A 22820-nucleotide genomic window follows, 5' to 3' on the forward strand; every position below is an offset into this window, starting at 1 on the left:
TTTTGAATTAAAAATTGTGAAACACAATATTAAAATGCGTAAATCACAATATCAATTGCTTATTTCACAACATTAAAATATGCTTTTTCTCGTGAATGAGATTTTTTAATCTCTAGAAAGGCGGCCCTCAGATGGAACAATTAGAATCTATTCGGTTGAAACTTGGTTTATCTAGACGACAAATTTGTAAACTTTTAAAAGTAGATCCTTCGGCGTGGACCCGTTGGATGAAAACTCCTCAAGGAGCACCCGCACACATCCATCAATCACTTGAATGGTATATGAAATTAGTAGAACAAAATCCTGAACAGAATGCGCCTCAGCTTCTCGCACAGAAGTTCGAATCTTCAAATAAAGAATCAGAAATCCAGCTTTCTCGCATAAAAAGAGAAGTCGAAACCCTACGTCGTGATAATTTAGAAAAAAGGGAAGTGTTCGAGCAGCTGGGTGGGAAGATTCAGAACTCTTTTGAAAATATTCTTTTGAAATTCAGAGACCAGATGATTCCATTAAAAATGATGGAAGTGGACTCACTTAAATATGAAAATAAGAAGCTCCAAAGCACGATTCAAGATTTAGAGAAAAAAATGGATCAACTTTTTACTAAACTTTCAACAGAATCAAAAACAGTCTCTTTGAAAATAAAACCTAAAAAGAAGAAAACATTTAAGAAAAAAAAGAAGTCTCTCAAAAAATCTTTCAAAAAAACCAAGTCCATTAAGAAAGCCAAATCAAAGATTAAGACTTCTAAGAAGGCTAAAAGAAAACTCAAAAAAACTAGATGATATACTTCTAGTTACATGGAACAGATTCTTTTACGACAGATCCTGAATATCCTGCGGCTCCAGAAGAACCACCGCTCGAAGAGATGCCTCCGCTACCACCATTCAACTGAAGATTGAGCAGGGCAGAGGTCACAGGTATTGTCGATGTATTGCAACCGATGATATGGACTCTGCCTCCGCCGCCACCGCCGCCGCCAGATCCATTTGTCGCAGCACCAGACACAAGACCACCATTTCCACCGTAAGCTTGAATATCCATTTGTGCTGTTCCGGGAGCAGTAAAGTTTTGGAACCCGAGAAGAGTTGATCCTCCAGCACCACCACCACCAGATCCATAATTTGCGTAGGAGGAGTTGGACTGTCCGTCATCACCATTGTTACTAATAATTACGTTAGCATTTGTATCTACATTCAAGTTTTTTGCCATAATATAAATTATACCGCCACCAGATCCGCCAGTACTTGCTAAGCTATTGATGCTACTTCCACCAGCACCACCCATAAATATTTTGTGTGTTAAAAATCCAAAGCAAGATCCATCACCGCAATCATCACCAACACCTTGGCCACCAATTTGCGCTCCACCTCCGCCTGTGCCACCACTTCCAGAGTAAGGCGAAGCTGTGCCGATAGGATTTCCATGTCCGCCACCACCGGCGCCTCTAGCATCAGGAGAACAGCTTCCTCCAGATCCTGTATCCGTTGGACTTGCTACACAAGTTAGAGAAGAGGCTCCTCTTGTACCGCTACCGTGACGAGTCGAATTTCCCATATAGCCTGTACCATTTCCATCAATGATAGCGCCATCTAACATAGTTAAATTGTTTGCAACACGGATTGGTAAAATACCAGAATTTCCCATATTGAGTTCAAACATATCTGGAGCAATGCTCACTCCATTATTTATAGTCAGATTATAAAAGTGAAGTACTTTTGAAACTCTCATTTTACAAAAATCATTAGCGGGATCAGGTGTTGCCCCAATGTGAGCTACGATTGCAGATTTTAGAGTTGGATCAAAAGCACTGATTGCAGGATTCCAATCCAACTTATCAAAGAATGTTCCTTTGGAAATATAAATCCCATAGTTGGGAGTCGAAGTGACTGCCACCACTCGACCAAATTGATAACGCCCATCCCAGGCACGATATCCACAAGGACCGATGGTAGGAACACCATTAAGCACAGTCCATGCACCAGATTGACCTTGAATCGTTAACATCACTTCATCGTCAACCGCAATGCCCGAAGGAAAAGCGGAAGTTTGGATAAACGTATAAGCTTCGTTGGGATTTGCAGGTTGAGTATTAAAATTTGTAACCTGAAATGAAGCACCACCTAGGCCTGAGTAAGTTGTGCTTGTACTGATTGTATCTGTACCATCTGCAATAGTTTTATCTCCGAAATAAAGCGGAGCATGTTCAAAGTTAAAATCGGGCCCAGAGCAATCATCAATTTTTAATGTTGTAGCATTCACTGTGACAGGAACCGTAACAGCTACGCTTCCAGGAGAAAGATCTTTAATTATTTTTCCCAAAATATGTGGTTCTGAGAGCGACAATCCACTGACATCAGTAGTTTTAAAATTTGTGCAAGCTCCGGCGGTGGCTTTGAATCCAACTATCGTGATTTCCCTTTGAGATCCAGAAGGAACTTCAAGGGAGAGGGTAGCGCCTGCGGCGATACCGCCGACAAAACGACCCACTTTTAAATTTTGTCCAGTGGTTGTAACACAGGTATTTCTGCTCATATCAGATTCTGGGCCTGAAACAGCGATCATATAACAATTCACATCAGCAATGGTTTCGGGATTGAGAGATGAGTTCCACTCCGCACCGTTATCTTCACTTTGCACAGAAACGCTCTGCATGCTCATAGGTTCTGAGTATTTAAATTCTGTTATTTTAGAACTCATTCCAGCGGGCAATGAAATCTGAAGGATAGAGCTATCCTGAACTTTTCTGCTACAGCTTGTATTGAATAGAATTACAAACGCAGAAATTACGAATAAAAATAAAACCTTATTTTTAGATAAGTTCATTATAAAACCCCAATGACGTTCCATTATGCTGTTAATACTACTTATCGGAAGTTTTGAAGGTTGAACTTTAAGAACTCTTAATATCGTTTTGATACGTATTTTTATGGAACTTGAGTGCTTTTTAAGCATTTTTTAAGCTCTGCATCTACTCGTAATGTAACGTTTGAATTTCATGAATTTAAGTGATTACATGACTCCTCAAACTGTTCTTTAAGTGTGGCCGAATACTAGCCACCATATGTTTTACAGAAATGTTTATGGAGTACCTAAAATATGAAGCTTTTTGATCTTATCGAGAAACAAGGTGAACACGAAGAAATCGTTATCTGTCATAACAAAGATGCAGGTCTTAAAGCCATCATCGCAATCCATAACACAGCTTTGGGTCCAGCCCTCGGCGGAACAAGAATGTGGAATTACGCATCGGATGAAGAAGCGTTAGTGGATGTGCTTAGACTTTCAAAAGGTATGACTTACAAGGCAGCTGCTAGCGGATTGAACCTTGGAGGCGGTAAAGCAGTTATCATTGGCGATCCAAAAACACAAAAAAACGAAGCACTATTTAGAGCTTTCGGACAGTACGTGCAGTCTTTAAACGGTCGATACATTACGGCAGAAGATGTGGGTACGAGCGAAAAAGATATGGAATGGATTTACGCAGAAACTCGTTGGGTCACTGGAATTTCAAAAGCGTTAGGCGGATCAGGCGATCCATCACCATTCACTGCACACGGTGTTTTGATGGGGATTAAAGCTTCTGTAAAAGAACAGCTAAAAACAGATTCACTCAAAGGTGTTCGTATAGCGGTTCAAGGTTTAGGAAACGTGGGTTACCACTTGGTTCAGTATCTAATTAAAGAAGGTGCGCAAGTTACAGTTGCAGATATCGACACTGACAAATGTAAAAAAGTAGAAAAAGAATTTAACGTTAAAGTAGTGGATAAGGATCAAATTCTCTTCACAGAGTGTGATGTTCTAGCTCCTTGTGCATTGGGTGCAATCTTTAACGATCAAACAATACCTAAAGTAAAAGCAAAAATCATCGCGGGTGGGGCAAACAACCAATTGGCAGAACAACGACATGGACAAGCACTTAAAGAAGTCGGAATTCTATATGCTCCAGACTATGTGATCAATGCTGGTGGTTTAATGAACGTATTCGTAGAATTAGAAAATTACTCTCCAGAAAGAGCGTTTGCTAAGACTCAAACTATTTACGATAACACTCTCGCTATTTTTGATATCGCGAAAAAAGAAAACATCCCTACTAATCTTGCAGCGGATAAACTTGCAGAAAGACGTATCGCTCAAATCGGGAAGTTAAAACAAAAGCATAGCGGATATTCTCCAAGAACATACGGTACGCTTAAAGTTGAAGACAGATAGAATCGGGTATTTAATGGTGGGATACGTCCTGGGGCTAACGCGTGCTTTTGTGTTTAGTATTTGAAGAGGGGCTTGAGGGCACTTGTTAACAGCTGAAAAAGTATTTTCAGCTGTCTTTCTTTTGGTTTTCTTATTTTCTTTAAGCTTGAAGTCTCATAGATCTCAACCAGGCATTAAAAGAATTTAAGTAAGAAAGCCTTTCTTGATATCCTTTTCTAGATTCTAAGCGATTAGCTTCAAAATAACCTTTTAATTGAAATAACTCATAACTCGATTGAATCACTCTAGTGAATGCTAAACCATCCCAGAACTTTCCAAACTTAAACCCCTTCCTAGCTCCCGTTACTTTTCTTGCAATCATGGCCGTGGTTGATTTTAGAAACTTCTGAAATCCTATTCTTGAATGTGGTTTTACCTTTAAATGAAGATGATTTCCCATGTTTACGTAATCAGTAATCTCTACGCCATGCTTTGAGGCTTGTTTTCTTAGGATGTATTTCACTTGTGTCATATTTTTAGGATGAGAGAGGCTTAAGGGACCTTTGGCTTTCTTAGATTTCAAAACCAAATGAGACCACTTTTTGGTGGAAATAGGACGAGCGGTTTTTCTTTTACCTTCGGTAAGGCCTCCGTGAGATTTTTTATTAGAAACATTAAGATTTTTAAGAAAATTTGTTTGTGTTGATTTCATATGGGGCAATATAATAAATTTGACAAAAAATTTCAAGGATCATTATAAAAAAATGCAATGAGTTATTGAGTTTCTGGCTACGATGGCTAGCAGATAGAGGGTTCACAATATTATTTGTGGATCTTATTTGCGTCCAAGGTCTGCTACAAAAAGATTTTGCATATATTGATTGTAAACTTGATTTGGTGATAAATATCCGTCAGTAAAATCATAAAATTTAAAATATTTTTTTAGGTCATATTTTTTATTAGTTGATACTCCCCAAATAGCCGCAGTCTGGAATCTTTCTGCTTTAGTCCAATTTTTTCGAATGATTTCGAATTGCTCTTTAGCGCAGGCAGTATCCTCACAGATTTCATATAATTTTTGATTATAAGATGTCATTTTATAAACATCATACAAATCAATTTCTCTTTGCTCTAATAACGAGATTACATACTCTCTTAAGGGTTTACGCATTTTTATTGGACCGACATAAAGCATGTATAAAGCTCTAGTTGAGAGTTTGGGAAAAATAGAAATATCCTCTTTTGTCCACTTTTCTGATTTTTTGCCTAAAAACCAACTTCCATTCTTTTTCATTTCATCGAAGAATACATCGGCAGCAGGTATATAAGCCCCGGGAATAGTCGTCGCATAGAGAATATCATACAAAGAATTTACAATTAGTTTAGGTGTATCCGCCGTTAATATTCCTAACGGAGCCGTGTAAGGTGCAAGAGCAGGGACCATGGATAATAGAGATAATTTTTCTATTTCTTCAGATCCTGTTCCATTATCGTTACCGTTAATTATATTAGCTCGACTTAAAAGTTTAAAAACGATGGATGCACAATTGTTAGTTTTAAATTTATAACCGTTTTTTCCATAGGATAAAGGGCGATTATTAAGATCAAGAAAGGCACTGATCAAATTTCTTCTCATAAGATCTGTGGTTGGAATAATTGTTCGTGTTATAGAACGATACTCTCCACGATGATATTGAATTAGAAAATCCATAAATGTCATTATTCGAGGAATAATAGTATAGCCACCCATCATTCCTTTACCCATCTCTACATCAGGATCATCAATAAATGCCTCTGGGCCAATAACTATATCTTCAAGAGGGTCTTCCCCCATAATCAATCTGATCGTGGAATGCCCAAAGGCACTTGCGATTTCATTTATGTTGGATCCAGCTGTTAAAAGCTCGATTCCATAAATAGGTTTAGTTTTCAAATTTTCTAGAAATATTTTTGTATCAGCTCGAACAAAGTTTAATTCTTTAGCCTTCTTTATTTTAAAACGTTTAAGCTCTTGCTCTTTTATTATTCTTTCAGCTCGGGCAGCGTGCTCTTGTCTTTTCTTTACTTCTTCATAAAAAGGATCGTAGAGTTTTCTTTCATAGGAAAAAGCAGGTGTGCTCACACTAAAAATCAATATTATCTGAAGTATAATTTTTAAGTGCTGCACAAATCCTGCTTTCAAAATAATTTACTAATCTGCCAAAAGTTGATTTTTTACAACCATAACAACTTCATTAAAAGTTAAAAGTTTTTCAGGATTTTGACAAAGAGCATTTTTTGCATTCAAAGATTGTATTGTTTTTGCTACCTGAGCAGATGAAATTTTAGATTTTGTATCTCTATTTAAGGCTTGAGTTGCTTTGGTTAGGTAAAGTCCTGCTCCGACTTCAGACTCTTGAAATAAGCTTATTACTGAATTTAAACTTACAGCACGTAAGTGTTGTGCTGTAAGTACCGTTGATGATGTACCAGATACAGCTAGTCCCGTTCCCAGACCTTTACTAGGAGAGTCGACTGTAACAGCAGCAAGCATACCTAAACTTGTACCTGATATAAGACCATTTCCAGCCGTATTGATTCGGCTAATTAGTGTATGTTCTTTTTGTTCATTATATATTTCTGTACAATCAGCAAATGAAACCTGAGCTGATAATATTCCTGCAAATACTGCTAAAATAAATTTCTTTGTCATAATTTTCTCCTGTTTTTTTAACTTTATTTCTATCCAAAGTGATATTAATGCATATTGAATGCCATGATAAATAGAATTTATTGCATTTAAAAAAAATGAAGTGTCTAATTCGAAAAATAGGTGACGTAAAAGGGCAGAGCAAATTATACGCAACATTTATACAACAATTAAGCAGCAGCTTTTTTCTTATAATTCTGTACGATCTTGTAAACGCCAGATTCGATAAATAGATCAACAAGATTCTTGTCGAGTTTACCTTCTTTGACTTCAAGATTTAAAATATCAAGTGCTCGTTCATTAGAAACTGATTTCTTATAAGCTCTATCCATTGCCGTTAAGGCGTCATAGATATCACAGATTGTCATCATTCTAGATTGAATTGGAATCTGATCTGATTTGAGTCCACGAGGGTAGCCAGTTCCATCCAATTTCTCGTGATGGGCGTGAGCAATTTCAGGAATACCACCTAAATCATCTGTCCAAGCAATTTGATATAAAAACGTGAAGGTATGTGATACGTGAGATTCAATTTCTTTTCTTTCTTCTGGAGAAAGAGTTCCTCTTGGAATCAATAATCTTTGCTTTTCTTCTGGCATTAAAATCGTACGATTCACATTCTTAGAAAGAGTTTCGATGAATTCCACTAATTCTTTAATGTTCAAATCACCTTGAAGAACTTGGGACTCGTTGGCCTTAACAATAGATTCACGGATTTGTTCGATCTTTCTATTGAATCCATCCACTTTCCAAAGAGCCTGTGCCAGTTGAGTTTTTTGATCATTTGCAGTGTGCACCAGATGAGCGCAGCCCGAAGAGGCACAAATGTGAGGCTTTTCTTGAAGAGTTTTTAATTCTTCAACCACCTCTGTAGCTTGCTCTGCAATCTCTCTCCAAACTGTAGCCTCGTTCTTGTACTTGATGGTATCAAGTCTTTGCATGATGCTCTCAAGCTCATAAGGATAAAGTTTTTTAGCTTTTAAGAGAACATTTTCTTTTACGCCGATTTTACCAAAATCATGAAGTAGGGCAGCGTAACGAAGTTCTCTCATCTGTTGTAAAGAGAAATTGATTTCTTTATATATACCTAATTTTGAAGCATCTACTTTTTCCGCCATCCCACAAGTCAAATCTGCAACACGGTCACTATGACCAGATGTCGATGGATCTCTGGATTCGATGGCGGTAACTGATGCTTTTACGAAACTATCAAATAGTTTTTCGATATCTTGGGTTAGTTTTGCATTCTCAAGGGCAACGGCTGCATGAGAGGCGAAGGCTTCCATCAGTCTGATGTCATGGCTTGAATAAGCGATCACGTTTTCCATAGAAATCGGTTGAGCTTTTTTGTTCTTTGGATCTGTTGTTCTGCGGTAAATTTTAGTTTTATTCACCAATTGCACAACGCCTACAACACGGCCTTTGTTTGTCTTAATGGGAACGGCGAGAACAGATTTTGTTTTGTAATTGTAACTCTTGTCAAAATCGTAGTTGAATGTGAATGGCGTATCTTTTGGAAGTTCATAGCAATCTTTGATTGTGATAGATTCTGTAGAAAGAGCTACGTAACCAGCGATGCTTGAGTTATCGATGTTCATGAATTTGTTGTATTCTTGGATATAAGATAAACTTTTGTTTAAACTCTTATGGAATTTTAATTTGTGGCTGAATTTAGGGCGAGCACCACCCATGCTATCTTGTGGAACTTTTTCGATCAAATAAATGCTACCGCCATCACTTTGAGTGTTGTTGATGGCTTCTTCTAATATCATATCGAGAATTTTTTCGGTCTCATGTTCAGAGGATAAAGCTTTACCTACATCCAAGAGAGCTTGTAACTCACTTTGATCTTCAACAGGAACTGACCTAGGCATGTTATTTTTCTTAGTTATTTTTCTCATTCACCGCTTTCAACTTTATGCATATCACCGATGCCACCAATAAATTTATCGTCTTAACTTTTACCAAACTGAATTAAATTACTGGAAAAACTTATTAATTTGAATTTTACTAGCGGTAGAACTTATAGTTGTTTCATTTCAACACGTTATGAATTTTCTAAAAAGTTTCTACACTTTGGTCTCCGGACCTCCGAATAGTGGATTGTCCGAAAATTTAACTAGAAACCAGACGTTCGGACATTACTTAAAGACTTAAAAGGGGAACAACACAATGGCAAAAGAAAATAAGCAACCAAATACAAATCCGGCACCTGGGAAAGTTTTAGAATTACCAAAAAAGTGTAGAGGTGAAGGCTGCTCAAAGAAAGATACAAGAGCGGGATTCTGCGAAGAACACTATATGTGGTTTAAAGAAGGTCTTGTAAACAAAGACGGTGTTAAGGTTTCTGACTTCGACAAAAAAATGCAGGCTCTTCAAAGACGTAAAGCTGCTTAAGATATCATAAATAATATGTTTCCAAAAAAGCTCAGTGATTTCTCCCTGAGCTTTTTTTTCATCTTTTACTCCGAGTCGATCTAAGATTACAGAGATTGAGCTGATTCAATTCATTGAATTCAATTCCCTGAAAACGATCGCTTTTCAACATGGTGTAGTGAAGAACGCCCTGAGGTATGATTCTATACTCATCCATTAGTATTTTAATACCCGCAGAACACAGTTTTTTCTTCTCTTTCTCATTTTCTGAAAATTCTAATTTTTTAAGAATTTTTTCATAATTTTCATTTGAGAATTTAATAAAATTATCCACATTATCTTTTTGAAAGGTTTCGAGAGCTGAAAGACAAGTTGGGCGATCCAGAACCACACCTTTTCTAAAAAGGGCAGGAGTATTGGTTTTTAAATCTTGTAGGTACATTCCTTGCTCAATCATTTCAATCTGAATATTAACTCCTAGATTTTTTTTCCATTGGTTTTGATACCATTCAATAATGCGAGATAATTCTTCACCACTCGCACGACTGAATTTTATGGTCAATTTCTTCTCTAATAATTCTTTAGGAACTTTTTTGAGTTCATTTTGTGCAGCTTTCACATCAAAAGTGTAACATTGTCTTTTATCAATGTAGGTATCTGTAAGACTTGGACAGCCCGGCATGCCCGAGGCATAGATTAATTTTTTAAGTTCTTCATAATCAACACTCATGGCAAGAGCTTTTCTAAAGTGAATATTTCCCTCTAACTCTGGTCCAAATCCAATGTAATCAAATCTAGAAAAAAGTACGTTGAACATATCTTTGTCTTTATATTTAGGAATAAAAGCTGTTACCAGTTGATGAACCAAATCAATTTTTCCAAGATCAAAAAGATTCTGTCCCGTTGAGCTTTCCTCGACATAATAAATTTCTACGTCAGGTCTTGAGGGATTACCAAAAGGATAAAAATCATTTTTTACTAAATAAGCTTTTTTATTATTAAAGTTTTTAAGCTTGTAAGGACCGTTGACCAAAATTTCTATATTTTTTTCTGTGGCTCTTTTTATGTCCGGAAGAACTCTCCATGGAACCAGAACCGTCGATGTCAATCTGGCTATGAATTCAGGATCCTTGGTCTCAAATTCAAAGATGAGATTAAAATCATCTTGAGCAGTTACACCAAGGGCTTCAGGCTTTAAGGAACCTTCCAATATTTTTTTCGCATTTTTAAGTTTTAAAAGATGAGCGACCTCACGACTTTTAGATTCTGGATTGATCAGATGCCTAAAGGCTCTTTCATAATCTTGAGCTTTTACAGAAACGCCATCGCTCCATTTTACATTTTTATTCAATATGCATTTTAGCTTTAATCCATCCCAGCTGCATTTCTCAGCACCCTCAGGAACAATTCCTTTTTTGCTATCGACTCTATAGAGCCCTCGAAAAAGGTTAGACACTAAGTAGGTTGTCTCTGTTCCATAGAAATGAGCTGGGTTGAGAGTCTGGGGCGACATAGTTAAGAAAAACTTAAAGACTGGCTCTTCTGCTTTTAATGCTGTTGTCGTCAGCAACATTACTGCAACAATCAATGAGATTTTTACGATCAAGTTTTTATAGCTAAAAGTCTTAATATGAGCCATAGAAAAACCGATAACATATTAACGACTCTTATGTCATCAGGGGTATTTAAAGTGTTCAAAAAACCATCGCTAATAGTATTATTTTTACTCGCTTTTGGTTTGTTGATGACATATCAAAACTGTGCGCAAGTTCAAGATGGCGGTCTATTCCGTCAAAGCTGCAATGATGAGAGTTGTGCTGCAAATCCAGATCAACTTTCCATAGCTATGGATTTGAATTTAGTTCCTGGAGGAATTTTTAAGATTTCATCAAACCCAGAAAGTGGATTTGAGAATCTAAGGCTGACAGGAAATTGTAAAGACGGCGGTTACGAAAAAACTTTGGTAAAAATCAAAATTTATCAATGTGTTGGATCAAGTTCTGTGTGTGATACTTTAAAGTACATCAATACCACCACTTGCAATATGAATACGAATTTCGAAATTTCTGAGACGGTGAGTACGCTAGTTCCGGGGTTTCATAAACTCAATTTAGAAATTGTAGGTTTAGATGAATTTGGACAAGAGGTTTATGGCAAAAATTCAAAGTTAGCCCCGATCAAGATGCAAGCGCAGAATACGATCAGGCCTCCGGTATTGGCTTCGTTCACTGGAACTAATTTTTGGGCTCAAGATAAAATTTATTATTTTCCAACAGATAGCGATAAAGTGACTCTTGATGGGTACATTCAGGGTTTCTGTGATTACAATGCAGCTGCTGATGATATCAGTGCTAAGCTTTCATTTAAAGGTTCTAGCACTTACACGGCAATTGTTCTTCCAACAAAGTGCAAGCCTGTTTCCCAAAGCTCAACGGCGTTGAATTCTCCCAATAGAGGAGCGCGAACTGGATTTTTTCAGATCGATGCTTTTTCAATTTACATGAGATACACCGGAGGGCAGTTTGTTACGTGTACAGCCGGGGATTACAATTGCATTAATAATCCATTAAATCTTATGACAAACCGTTTAGTGGCACTCGCTTTCTTCCAAAGAGACGTCACTTTTAATTACGATGTATTTAGCGTAAGAAAATTACTTTTACATTTCAAAGACGAAAGATCGGGAAAGGGCTGGCTCGCAGAACCACTTTTAGAAGTTTTAAGAAGGGTAAAGAAATCATTTAATTTCTCAAACGATATTGCGACGGGTGCTTTAGATGGAACCAATGCCGGTAACAATGATTATTATCAAGCTTTTAGAATCTTAACCTCAGCGGATGAATTTTATGATCCATTGATTACAAACGGAGAGAGCCGCTATGGCTTTGGGACGAGAGCTTTCATCGTAAAATGGTTGCTTGGAGTGACAGAAGATATTTCTCCGTCGATATACCCGGGATCCAGCAATAACTATGCGGGGACTTCTGGAAATATTTATTTCTTAGGTGGCGCAACGACGATTCCTTACAAGAGTATCGGGAATGGAACTTTGTGTGGTTTAAACCCAGAGGTCACGGATCCTTTAATAGGAACTGTAGGATATGATACGAGTAGTTCTGTAGAGAGAATTGCTCTTTGCCTCACGCACAGATTTTTAAATGGTCTTTATGATAGAGATTATAATCTGAGTTACAGAATGGTCCAAAAGGGCGTAACGTTTGCTAACAACAATACAACATGCGCTTACAGTGATGATTTAAGTGTCGCAATTCCAGCTCGAGATTGTGCAGTAATAATATATTTCTTGGCTGGTGCTACCAAGATGAAATCTCGCCATGTCTTGGGAGCTTCAATTCCTGATGCAACAGATACTCAAATGAAATATTTTGGAAATGGGTTAACTCAACTTTATATCAACACGATTGTTCATCACTTAGCTTATAGAAATACGGTGGATTATGTAAACGAAAACGAAGTCATGTCTTCGGTTTATGCCACAGTCTATCCAGAATTAACAGATACAACGATGAGACAGATATCTTATCCAACGGAATTTAATTTTGAAGGCGCAACAACAATGTTCAGTGGAACACGTTTAATCGGGTTACCGGCAGGAAGCTATACATATCCGAGCGGTAATTGATATTAGAATCTTGCGCGATCTGCAAAAGCTAAATTCCTGATTGATATTTTTCTCAAATACGAAGGCTTAAGGTTAAATTCAATATTTTTGGCCCTTTCAATGGATCTATTTGTCGAGGCAACTTTTTTCAAACTTATAACCTGCAAGATCACATCACTTTGGAGAATGTAATCCAAGAACTCGTGGGCTTCTTTTTTACGATTAGAGTTCTTAACAATTCCAATACTTTCAATCCAAAGTAAAGATTTCTCTGCACTTCCTTTTTTCTCAATACCCCAGAAGAGGGGAACCGCGAATTTATTTTCTGGATCATAAGGTGGATTTTTAAAGTCCACCGAAATCAATTCTTTGTTTTTAATACTATTGTAAGTGATTTTTGAAAGATCCTTCATAACATCTTGAGCATAAAAGGATTTAAAGGCGACCAGATCAATTCTTTTATTTGTGAGTTGAGTGATAAGATCTTCTTTATTTTTGTAAGTCGTGATCTGGAGATGAAGTCCATTTTCTATGGCAAAGCTTTCTGTAACGTCATCAGGCAAAAAACCTTCTTCAGCCAGTAAATTCAATGTGGATTTTTTAAAGAGGGCAGAACGGTTTTCTTCGTTGTAGTAAAAGAACTTTCCCCAAACTGTTCCAATGACAAAGAAAAATACGAAAAGACCAATGTAATTTTGTTGTGTAGTAAATGTTAAGTACTTATTGATATTTTTCAAAAAAAATCCCTCTCACATGATCTTACGTGAGAGGGATACACTAGCATAAGTCCAGAATGTCTAAGCTCGCTATTCGAGCGATACTGGATCGAAGTCCACTTGGATTGCAGCACCTTGCTGAGGTGTCGCTGTGCCGTGGAATTCAACATAATGAGATCCTGAGTCGACGACATACGTCCAACCATTTGTCGCATTCTGAGGAATCTCTACAGAGTTGACTTTAACTACAATCGAAGATGGAAGTGGTTCACGTGAAAGTTTAAAACGAGTCGATAACTCCACGATTCTTGAAGCAATATCTTCCAAGTTGTCTGAGAAGTTTGTATCGCAAATACTTCCAATGATCCCATTTGTTGCGCCGGCCACTGCCATATAGCGATCACCTTCAGATGCTCCTGCATGATGTCCAGGACAGTTATTGATATCCATTACAGTGATAGTTGAAACGTTGTACTTTCTATTGCCAGCAGTGCTTCCTGTGTAACCATCCAAGAAGCTAACAAATGAATTTGTATATTCAGTTGTATCGGCATAAGTGCTGTTATTCTGCTTTCTTGAACCATCTTCTTCATCAGCCACTATAATTACGGCTGTAAAGGCATCGCTTCTTTTAAATCCAGAAAGAGCGGTGTGAGTTTCTCCGCTATAACCTGCGGAGCCATTTTCATTTCTACGAAGTGCAGACCTGATACTTTGGAAACCTCTTTCGCTACCATCACCACGAATTCCTACTTTTACATTGATTCCGAATGTATTGATAATATCTGTTGGGTTCATCAAGCTAGTAATCAAATAATTTCCGCTGCGAGTAGACGGAGTCGATGGATTATAAATGTCTCCATCTCTAAAATGAGTGAGTTGTCCGTAATTGGCAGAAGTATTATTACAATCTGCTGAAGATCTATAAGTGAATCCCGCTGTTCCATTACTTGTGTTACCACAAGCAGTGCTCACGTAGTTTGTTTCTCGAACCCAGGCGTCTGTGCCTGCAACAGCCATGTTGTAGTCGTAACCTTTTGTTACAAAGTCTGCAATAAAAGCATTGAAGTTTGTAGCAAGATTAGATTGATAGGGCGCCATTGACCCTGAAGTATCAATCATCCACATGATATCGATCTTATTGTTTACTGATGTCGATTGAACAAAAGTATCCGAGTCCGAAAGAATCGAGATATCCCCACTCTTATCTGCACACGCGCCGAGGGCCATTACTGCACCAGCTAACACGAGGATTTTTTTCTTCATTACGTTCAACATAAATCCCCCCTCAATATTTTATATTCTAAATTTTATTTCTTATTCTAGTGATACCGGATCAAAGTCCACGCTGATGGCCGCACCTTGTTGCGGCGTAGCTGTTCCACGGAACTCCACATAATGAGACCCTGAATCTGCAATATAAACCCAGCCATTTGTAGCATTTTGCGGAATTTCCACAGAGTTAACTTTAACTACAATCGAAGATGGAAGTGGTTCGCGTGAAAGTTTAAAGCGAGTCGATAACTCCACGATTCTTGAAGCAATATCTTCCAAGCTATCAGAGAAGTTCGTATCACAAATACTTCCTAAGATACCGGCTGTTGCCGTAGCAATCGACATAAAGCGATTGCCTTGGGAAGCGCCCGCATGGTGTCCAGGACAGTTATTGATATCCATTACGGTGATAGTGGAAACGTTGTACTTTCTGTTACCAGCAGTGCTTCCTGTGTAACCATCAAGATAACTTACGAAAGCATTTTTGTATTCGTTGGTACTGCTGTAAGCATCACCATTGGATTTTCTCGAACTGTCTTCTTCGTCACCCACCAGAATAACGGCAAGGAAAGCAGAGCTTCTTTTGAAGTTATAGCCACCATTTATAGAGGTTGCGCCAAAAGATTCTCTTAAGCTTTGGAAACCTCTCTCATCACCATCACCATTAATTCCTACTTTAATATTTTTCTTAAAATTATTTACGATATTAGGAGTGAGCAGATTGATCATAAATATGCCAGAGTTATTCGGACCCGTTAATCCATCATAAATATCACCATCTCTATAGCGAACCAAACTTTGATTCCAAGAGTTAGATGGGTTCTGTGTATATTTCCATGCGTCTGTCGCTGTTACCGCAATATTGTAGTCGTAACCTTTTGTTACGAAATCCGTGATGAAGGTTTCGAAGTTGTCAGAAAGGTTATTCTGATAGGGAGCCATTGACCCTGAAGAATCAACCATCCACATGATGTCGATCTTATTATTCACTGATGCTGATTGATAAAAGGTATCCGAGTCCGAAAGAATCGAAATATCTCCACTCTTATCTGCACACGCGCTGAGGGCCATTACTGCACCAGCTAACACGAGGATTTTCTTCTTTAAGTCCAACATAAATCCTCCTCAACATTTTATTTTTCTAATACCTAATTCAAAGTCGTAGGATCAAATAATACCTGAATCGAAGCTCCTTGTGCCGGAATAGCTGTTCCGTGGAATTTGATACTGTTACTAGCAGCCACATAAGTCCATCCGTTGGTCGCATCTTGCGGAATCAATACAGAGTTAATTCGTACAACGATCGAACTTACAACAGGAATTCTAGAGAGTCTGAACTGCGTTGATTCTTCAGAGATATGCGCCTGAATTGCATCCAGGGTAGGCGAGAAGTCATCATCGCAGATACTTCCCGTAACACCATTTGTTTCTACTGCCAATTCTGCATAACGTTCACCCATGTGATCACTAGCTCCAGCTTCAGTTAAGCATGCGCTATCAAATACACCGATTGCAGACACACCATATTTTCTATCTGCAGGAGTACTGCTTGTGTATGAATCTAAGAAGCCAGTGTATTCAGAGATCGGTCTTAGATCTTGGCAAGTTGCTGGAAGCGGAGTTGCTGTACATGGATCAAGAGTTGAATCATCACGAGAGAAGTCTTCTTCATCAGATACGATGATGATTGCAAGATAAGCATCACTTCTTCTAAAATTAAAACCAGAGTTCATTGGAGCAAGCAAAGACTGTCTAATACTCTCAAAAGCTCTTTCATCACCGTTACCTGTTATACCTACTTTTACGTTTTTATTGAATGTCGGAATAATATCAGGAGTGAGAGTGCTGATCATAAACACCCCTGAGTTATCGGCAGTAGAGCCAGTATAAATGTTCCCATCTCTAAACTTCACAAGATTTTGAAATGTAGTGCTTGCTGGATTGAATTCATATCTCCAAGCGTCTGTCGCACCAACGGCGATATTGTAGTCATAGCCTTTAGTGACGAAATCATTAATAAAGGCATTGAAGTTTGTGGCAAGGTTATCTTGTTCTTCTTGCATTGACCCTGAAGAATCGATCATCCACAGAATATCAATTTTGTTATTGAGAGAAGAAGCTTGGAATACATCTGAATCCGAAAGAATAGCAATATCACCACTCTTGTCTGAACAGCTTGTAAGAACAAACATGTAAGAGATTAAGAAGATAACTAAAATTGGAAATCTTAATCTTTTCATAAAGCACTCCAATTCAAAACATAGAACCATATCTATGCGTTTTAAGGTGAAAGAGTGAGAGTGCTTACATACAGGATTCTCTAAACCTTATGATTTATTTTCGGCATTTTGACCACAAACTGAACCTAGGTCCAAGTGGTCTAAAAGTCTGGTATAATTCAGTGATGACTTAAAATGAGACACGATATGTATTGGATAGAATAGAGGATTCTCATCATGAGATATTCACGAAAAGTTATAACTATTTTTTCACGTGACCAAAAGTTAATCGATAATCAAAACTTTCCATACCAGAGCGGCACAGGAACTCTTGGTTTATTAAGAGACTATTAAGATTGCAGTAAAATTGTTCTATATTTAGAGAGGTTTTGCTTCCGAGCGAACACCATGAGCGCCGGATTCTAGGCGACCATGAGAACTCATTTCCATAAACAAAGATCGATTTCTGATATCAAAAATTGTAGTCGCATTCACATAGCTCATACCGGATCTAATACCGCCACACACTTCATTTATCACATCACTCACGTGACCTTTTACAGAGACAAAAGTAGATTCTCCCTCTGGAGCCATACCGGTCGGGAGTTCACCTCTCCATGAGACTTGAGCCGCTTTTGAAGCCATTCCACGATACATTTTAAGACCTTTTTTTATCTCTCCCGGAGTTTCAATAGTTCCAGAAAGCATACTTCCAAGCATCACAGAGCTTGCCCCGGCAGCAAGAGCCTTTACGATATCACCCGAGGTTTTAATCCCACCATCCGCGATAATCGGAACACCTTTTGATTCTGCAGCTTCCGCACAAATTGCAATGGCCGTTAATTGCGGAACGCCACAGCCCGTAATGATCCTTGTTGTGCACATCGAACCAGGTCCAATACCAACTTTAATTGCATCAGCACCTGCTTCGATCAAATCCAAAGTTCCCTCTGGAGTTGCGATATTTCCGGCGATGATTTGAACTTTGTCTTGGAAAGTGTCTTTTAGGTATTTCACTGTTTCGATCATTTGAATCGAATGTCCGTGAGCGATGTCTACAGTGAGAACATTTACTCCTGCATTCACGAGGGCTTGAGCTCTCTCTTTGAAGTCTTGGTTGACACCAATGCTTGCCGCGATGATTTCCAGTTTTGCATCTCGAAGAGCTATCACTTGAGCAATCTGTTCTTCGATGGTCATAAATCTATGCAGAATTCCAACGCCACCCAATTGATTCATGGCTTTAGCCATTTCAATTTCTGTGATGGTATCCATGTTTGCGCTCATGATGGGAGTTTTGATATTTAATTTTTTAGTAAAGCGGGTAGTGAGATCGGGATCTTTTCTGGATCTTACGTCGGATTTATTTGGAATTAAGAGAACATCATCAAATGTTAAAGCTTTTTCTCTGTTCGGAATATCTTTCCATGAAAAACGAAGCGCCATAATAATCTCTCCTGTCCTGATTCAATGCTCGCCACAGCGAGCATTACTTAAAGCTAAGTAGTACTTATAAAACATCAAAAATACACAAACCTGGAGTGTTACTTCCAATATATAAAATAAAATCCAAGCTACTGGTGTTGTAAATAAATTAAAGTTCACCGAAGCAATTTGTATCCCAAGCATAACCATTTGAGTCAAGCATAGGATAGCTGCAAATCTCGAAAGCCTTCCTTCTAAAAGCAGTGCGCTCTCCTCGAGTACATCCACTTTCCCTTCTTGGTAATCGGAATCAAACTGCACGATATAAGGAATTAGATAATATTGAATACATCGCTTAATTCCTGGCCATATAAGGAGGAACCCGACAGCAATGCGACCCATCCCTCTGAAAGTCTCTATTATTAGATCTCGAAGATGCTTTTTATAATACTTCCCTAAATTTATAGTATTTGGATCCGAATATTTTTTTATTCCGTGCCCTAAAATTATCAAAAGAAGGAAAGTTTCGATAAGTCCTAATATAATTCCTACACACCCAAAAATGATTTTATCTTCGGTTGAAGAAGCTTCCTGAAAGATAAATTGCTCCATCAAAGCAAAAGGTAAAGTTAAAAATAGAACGGAGAAGAGAACGCTTTTAAGGTAAGTTAAATATTTGATTTGCATGCTCTTCCTTAAAAGATGATCTAGATTTGTAGCTCAAAAAAATTACTCTTAAATCGTTTGAATAGCAATTATTTGAGCCGCCGCATCAGGTAAAATTAGTTCACGTATATCGCATTTGGATACCAGACACTTTTTACTACCCACTCAGTTTACTCAACCATGTAATGATTGGAATGTAATTATTCCGGTTTGTAGTTTTCACGACACATAGTGTAGTTTCCACCACAGATAAAAGAGTTAACCAAATCCATTAAGAATCTAAAACAGAGGAGGATCAAAATGGTAAAGACAATGCTTAGTGCATTATTAGTAGTGGGGATCGCAACAACTGCAGGTGCAGAATCTACAGTAAATGCAGGTAAAAAAGTTGGAAACGCAGTTTCAGTTGATACAACTTCAGCTTATGAAGGTTCAACACAAGTTTCTTCAGATGCTACAGCTCAAGTAAAAGCTAGCGAAGTTTTGGGTTCACTTAAGAATTCAGCTACAGCTATCTCTTCTAGAATTACAGCTGTTCTGTCTTCAAAAGCTACACCTTACCAAAAGGGTGATCTTGCTGCATCTTCAGCAGGAACTACGGCTGCTCCAGGAACAGTTTCAGCTGATGTAACATCAACTGGAAAAGGTGTTTCTGCTTCAGTATCAAACACTGGAAAAGCAATCTCAGGTAGCGCATCAGTAGCTCTTTCTACAGCTGCTGCTAAAAAAACATACGCAACTGCAAAGTCTTCAGTTAAAGCTGTAGCTAACTACTTAGCGACTGTTTTATCTGCAACTGGCCAAGGAACATCTGCTGTTGCTTCTGCTTCATGGAACAAAGGACCAAAGTCTGCTGTTCAAGCTTCTGAAGCTTCATCTACTAACGTTTCAAACGCTCTTAGCTCTGTTGAGTTAAAGACAGCTTTCATGCAAATGAAAGAAATGAACGAAGGTCAATGGAACAACGGTCGTGATTTCGAATTAGCTGTTGCTTACTTCACTGATGCTGTTGCATACGCTACTGGCGATGCTTCATTCTCAGCTGCTGATACTGCATTAGCTCTTGAAATGGCTGCTTCAGTTTTATAATTAAAGATTGATCTATAAAATTACTTATCTTAATTGAATGTAGTTAACGATCGAATAAAAAAGCCTTTCTGAAAAGAAAGGCTTTTTTGTTATTGTACATTGAACAGAATTCACTCGATTTTGGTGTATCATTTTTACAATCGAATTCAAAATGCCCTATGTACAGTGTATAGTGTGCTGAAATTTTAATCGCGACAGTCCGTCGCTCTTAGGGGTAGTACATGAATGCAATAATTTTTTCTGCTTTCTTAACTTTAGCTTCTTACTCAGCCAATGCTGGAATTATCCAGGTCGCTCCCAGCAACAACACTCTAGAAATTGCAAAGTTCGCAAGCGATATCGAAGCCAAACTTCCACAGAAAATGAAAGACACTCTTTCTACCAAAAAAATAACTCTAACTTTTTCAAATATAAAAAATGATTCCAATCAAATCCAAATTCCCAATTGCGTAAATACCATAGACTCTTTCACGGAAGCAGACGCCGTGATTGCGGAATACGCCAAAGCTCAAGACCTTCTCAAAGGAAAAAGTTTAAGATACAATAAACAAATTTACTCTTACACCGACAAGAACAATAACATCGTGATGAATGCCGGTTTTTTACCGATCATTTCCGCAGGAGAGTACGCCGCAAAGACATATGCCTGTGAACACAGAAACCTTTTTAAATTGGCTCAAGGCTCTTTAATCAATGCGCTTGCCGCCATCTATGATGATGCCACGGCAACCACCGTGAACACGGGAAATAAAACAAAAAGGGTAAGTGGTATTTCCGAAAGCCTGAAATATAAAACAATTGCGGGATGGAGCAAAAAAGGAAAAAGAAACAACGGTTTCTGGCCGAGAGCAGTAAACCTATTTGAATTTGCCGGAGGACCTGGTGAACACTTTGCCCAGAATATGGAATTCTACTTGTTAGATCCTGAGTACGCTTGCCGTCGTCCACTGCAACAAGATTTCTTTTCAAGACATTTTAATAACCATGACCCGCTTGCAGCACAAAGGACTTGTAAAGTGAATTACGTGCTGAGAATTCCAAAGACTAGATCTTTGGAAGCAGAAGATAAAATTATTCAATCCGAAGTAAAATTTGTTGATTATGATATGAGCCCAGAAAAAGTTTTCAACGTGAATTACTTAAGAGCAGGGGCTAGCACGGGTGCTGGATCTTTTGGTCACTCTATGTTTAGATTCTTAACTTGTGCTCCTGGACAAACTAAGTCTTCTGAATGTGGAAAAGAATTTTTTAGTTTGGTCGTTAATCCCAGAGCCAATCCTTTAGAAATGAGACTGGAAACCATGAGAGGTATTTTTGGTGGTTATCCATCTCAATTCTTGATCACTCCATTGAACGATATCAGGATTGAATATGGAAGAAGCGAACTTCGCCATCTCTACAACGTTCCATTGACGGGCGGATCAATACATGATCCTGCGACAAATCAAACTGTTGAAGTACTTCCAGAAGATCAAAAAGTAAGGTTCATTCAAGCAACAATTGATCAGTACTGGTCTTACTATGGTCGATACAAATTCATTTCAAATAACTGCGCTGATGAATCTATGAGACTTTACCAAATGTCCTCAGACGATGAACAAGTATTGAATCTAGATGTGCTCCTTCCCCAGGATTTTAATAAAAAATTGGCAAGAATGGGTTTGGCGGATGAAGCCAAAACAAAAGGTTTAGAACCTTCTCATGGCATCTTTAGAAAGTTAATTGGGGCCATCATCAAAAAAGATATGAAATGGGATCAATTTGAAATTGCATACAATAATGCGGCTGCAGTAGGCGATGCTTCCACTCATCTCTCCTTCAATTACAACATCATGAAATCCATCCGAAACATCATGATCTTGGAAGGTCGTCCGGAAAAGGAATACAATTCTTCTAAAGGAATTCAAAAAGAATCTAAAAAATGGGTAGCCATTGCCTCGCCATCTTTAGAAGTGGATGAAGTTGAACTCAAATACTACATGGAAAATAAAAAAGTATCGGAGAAAAAATTAGCCGAGATCAATGAAACTCTAAATAATATTAAAAATCGTTATGCCGCCTTGATTGCCAAAGCCAAGACCCCGGCGGACAAAGAAAATGTTTCTATATCTTTTTACCATTTGATTTATTTAATTTTAGAAAAAAGAAAGAGTGAGATTGGATCCGAAGCGGTGCAAATGGCTTATGCCGTAGCTTATCCTAAAAATGAAAAAGACGACATCCGGGCCAAGCTTGAACCGAATGCTTACACTTTAGTTAAGAATGCTATTGATCGTTTCGCGGAAACTCAACGCGCCCTTATGCCATATAGAGAGTTTTCGACCATGCCTGGTTACGGTATTCCTTTGGCTAATGAAGTTACGAGAGGCAAGGAGTTTTCTAAATTGATGAGCCAAGAAAACGAGATCATTGATCAGATTATTGAATCTTTAGGACCACTCATCGGCCCAGATAGAGAGATCATCGGACAACTTGAACTACTCAAAATCGAAATGGTTAAAAATGGAGCCCAGGAAATTCCTTTAGTTAAGTAATTCAGGACAACTCAGAGC

At 38.1% G+C, this 22820-nt stretch carries 18 protein-coding genes; 6 read left to right on the plus strand and 12 right to left on the minus strand.

Translation table 11 applies throughout. From position 1 onward, the window contains the following. The first annotated feature begins 131 nt into the window (after positions 1–131). Positions 132–785: a hypothetical protein gene (locus tag V4596_03830; GenBank protein MES2768253.1), complete on the plus strand. Its 654-nt coding sequence runs from the start codon at positions 132–134 to the stop codon at positions 783–785. A 7-nt stretch (positions 786–792) separates the two neighbouring features. Here the strand turns inward: V4596_03830 and V4596_03835 are convergent, their stop codons facing one another. Continuing rightward, the gene (locus V4596_03835) at positions 793–2826 is read right to left on the minus strand and encodes a hypothetical protein (protein MES2768254.1); all 2034 of its coding nucleotides are present in this window, start codon (positions 2824–2826) and stop codon (positions 793–795) included. A 273-nt stretch (positions 2827–3099) separates the two neighbouring features. Here V4596_03835 and V4596_03840 point away from each other — a divergent pair, with 273 nt between their 5' ends. Beyond that, complete coding sequence (locus tag V4596_03840; protein MES2768255.1) at positions 3100–4212, plus strand: Glu/Leu/Phe/Val dehydrogenase; 1113 nt, start codon at positions 3100–3102, stop codon at positions 4210–4212. 139 nt (positions 4213–4351) lie between these two features. On the opposite strand, the gene V4596_03845 is transcribed toward V4596_03840, so the two are convergent. The 4 genes from V4596_03845 to V4596_03860 form a co-directional block, all read right to left on the minus strand. After that, positions 4352–4903, minus strand: coding sequence for a transposase (locus V4596_03845; GenBank protein ID MES2768256.1), 552 nt, complete (start codon positions 4901–4903; stop codon positions 4352–4354). Positions 4904–5026: 123 nt separating this feature from the next. Beyond that, the gene (locus V4596_03850) at positions 5027–6373 is read right to left on the minus strand and encodes a DUF4105 domain-containing protein (protein MES2768257.1); all 1347 of its coding nucleotides are present in this window, start codon (positions 6371–6373) and stop codon (positions 5027–5029) included. A gap of 9 nt (positions 6374–6382) precedes the next feature. Next, positions 6383–6883 (minus strand): hypothetical protein, encoded by a 501-nt coding sequence (locus V4596_03855; GenBank protein ID MES2768258.1) that lies wholly within the window; start codon positions 6881–6883, stop codon positions 6383–6385. Positions 6884–7050: 167 nt separating this feature from the next. After that, positions 7051–8781 (minus strand): HD domain-containing phosphohydrolase, encoded by a 1731-nt coding sequence (locus V4596_03860; GenBank protein MES2768259.1) that lies wholly within the window; start codon positions 8779–8781, stop codon positions 7051–7053. Between the two features lie 271 nt (positions 8782–9052). Between V4596_03860 and V4596_03865 the strand changes: the two genes are divergently transcribed. Continuing rightward, positions 9053–9277 (plus strand): hypothetical protein, encoded by a 225-nt coding sequence (locus V4596_03865; GenBank protein MES2768260.1) that lies wholly within the window; start codon positions 9053–9055, stop codon positions 9275–9277. 58 nt (positions 9278–9335) lie between these two features. Here V4596_03865 and V4596_03870 read toward each other — a convergent pair whose 3' ends face one another. Further along, positions 9336–10895: a peptide ABC transporter substrate-binding protein gene (locus tag V4596_03870; protein ID MES2768261.1), complete on the minus strand. Its 1560-nt coding sequence runs from the start codon at positions 10893–10895 to the stop codon at positions 9336–9338. 51 nt (positions 10896–10946) lie between these two features. Between V4596_03870 and V4596_03875 the strand changes: the two genes are divergently transcribed. Continuing rightward, the gene (locus V4596_03875; GenBank protein ID MES2768262.1) at positions 10947–12899 is read left to right on the plus strand and encodes a hypothetical protein; all 1953 of its coding nucleotides are present in this window, start codon (positions 10947–10949) and stop codon (positions 12897–12899) included. Positions 12900–12901: 2 nt separating this feature from the next. Here V4596_03875 and V4596_03880 read toward each other — a convergent pair whose 3' ends face one another. The 6 genes from V4596_03880 to V4596_03905 all read right to left on the minus strand — a co-directional run bounded on the left by V4596_03880 (position 12902) and on the right by V4596_03905 (position 19200). Further along, positions 12902–13615, minus strand: a complete 714-nt coding sequence (locus V4596_03880) for a hypothetical protein (GenBank protein MES2768263.1) — start codon at positions 13613–13615, stop codon at positions 12902–12904. Positions 13616–13684: 69 nt separating this feature from the next. Beyond that, a complete protein-coding gene (locus tag V4596_03885; protein MES2768264.1) occupies positions 13685–14872 on the minus strand; it encodes a hypothetical protein in 1188 nt (395 codons plus the stop codon). Between the two features lie 39 nt (positions 14873–14911). Next, entirely contained in the window at positions 14912–15985 is a 1074-nt protein-coding gene (locus V4596_03890; GenBank protein MES2768265.1) for a hypothetical protein, read from the minus strand. A 32-nt stretch (positions 15986–16017) separates the two neighbouring features. Beyond that, positions 16018–17109, minus strand: coding sequence for a hypothetical protein (locus V4596_03895; protein MES2768266.1), 1092 nt, complete (start codon positions 17107–17109; stop codon positions 16018–16020). A gap of 357 nt (positions 17110–17466) precedes the next feature. Then, a complete protein-coding gene (locus tag V4596_03900; protein MES2768267.1) occupies positions 17467–18534 on the minus strand; it encodes an IMP dehydrogenase in 1068 nt (355 codons plus the stop codon). Positions 18535–18555: 21 nt separating this feature from the next. Next, the gene (locus V4596_03905) at positions 18556–19200 is read right to left on the minus strand and encodes a hypothetical protein (GenBank protein MES2768268.1); all 645 of its coding nucleotides are present in this window, start codon (positions 19198–19200) and stop codon (positions 18556–18558) included. 279 nt (positions 19201–19479) lie between these two features. Between V4596_03905 and V4596_03910 the strand changes: the two genes are divergently transcribed. Further along, complete coding sequence (locus V4596_03910; GenBank protein MES2768269.1) at positions 19480–20268, plus strand: hypothetical protein; 789 nt, start codon at positions 19480–19482, stop codon at positions 20266–20268. Positions 20269–20489: 221 nt separating this feature from the next. Continuing rightward, positions 20490–22802 carry a DUF4105 domain-containing protein gene (locus V4596_03915; protein ID MES2768270.1) on the plus strand — a complete coding sequence of 771 codons (2313 nt, stop codon included), beginning with the start codon at positions 20490–20492 and terminating at the stop codon, positions 22800–22802. Positions 22803–22820 lie beyond the last annotated feature (18 nt).

The organism is Bdellovibrionota bacterium (assembly GCA_040386775.1).
GTDB lineage: Bacteria > Bdellovibrionota > Bdellovibrionia > Bdellovibrionales > JAEYZS01 > JAEYZS01.

What these genes read in the sequence shown, in the direction of transcription:
- V4596_03830 (MES2768253.1), top strand. Translation starts at nt 132, where the DNA reads ATGGAACAATTAGAATCTATTCGGTTGAAACTTGGTTTATCTAGACGA.
- V4596_03835 (MES2768254.1), bottom strand. Translation starts at nt 2,826, where the DNA reads ATGAACTTATCTAAAAATAAGGTTTTATTTTTATTCGTAATTTCTGCG.
- V4596_03840 (MES2768255.1), top strand. Translation starts at nt 3,100, where the DNA reads ATGAAGCTTTTTGATCTTATCGAGAAACAAGGTGAACACGAAGAAATC.
- V4596_03845 (MES2768256.1), bottom strand. Translation starts at nt 4,903, where the DNA reads ATGAAATCAACACAAACAAATTTTCTTAAAAATCTTAATGTTTCTAAT.
- V4596_03855 (MES2768258.1), bottom strand. Translation starts at nt 6,883, where the DNA reads ATGACAAAGAAATTTATTTTAGCAGTATTTGCAGGAATATTATCAGCT.
- V4596_03860 (MES2768259.1), bottom strand. Translation starts at nt 8,781, where the DNA reads ATGAGAAAAATAACTAAGAAAAATAACATGCCTAGGTCAGTTCCTGTT.
- V4596_03865 (MES2768260.1), top strand. Translation starts at nt 9,053, where the DNA reads ATGGCAAAAGAAAATAAGCAACCAAATACAAATCCGGCACCTGGGAAA.
- V4596_03870 (MES2768261.1), bottom strand. Translation starts at nt 10,895, where the DNA reads ATGGCTCATATTAAGACTTTTAGCTATAAAAACTTGATCGTAAAAATC.
- V4596_03885 (MES2768264.1), bottom strand. Translation starts at nt 14,872, where the DNA reads ATGTTGAACGTAATGAAGAAAAAAATCCTCGTGTTAGCTGGTGCAGTA.
- V4596_03890 (MES2768265.1), bottom strand. Translation starts at nt 15,985, where the DNA reads ATGTTGGACTTAAAGAAGAAAATCCTCGTGTTAGCTGGTGCAGTAATG.
- V4596_03895 (MES2768266.1), bottom strand. Translation starts at nt 17,109, where the DNA reads ATGAAAAGATTAAGATTTCCAATTTTAGTTATCTTCTTAATCTCTTAC.
- V4596_03900 (MES2768267.1), bottom strand. Translation starts at nt 18,534, where the DNA reads ATGGCGCTTCGTTTTTCATGGAAAGATATTCCGAACAGAGAAAAAGCT.
- V4596_03905 (MES2768268.1), bottom strand. Translation starts at nt 19,200, where the DNA reads ATGCAAATCAAATATTTAACTTACCTTAAAAGCGTTCTCTTCTCCGTT.
- V4596_03910 (MES2768269.1), top strand. Translation starts at nt 19,480, where the DNA reads ATGGTAAAGACAATGCTTAGTGCATTATTAGTAGTGGGGATCGCAACA.
- V4596_03915 (MES2768270.1), top strand. Translation starts at nt 20,490, where the DNA reads ATGAATGCAATAATTTTTTCTGCTTTCTTAACTTTAGCTTCTTACTCA.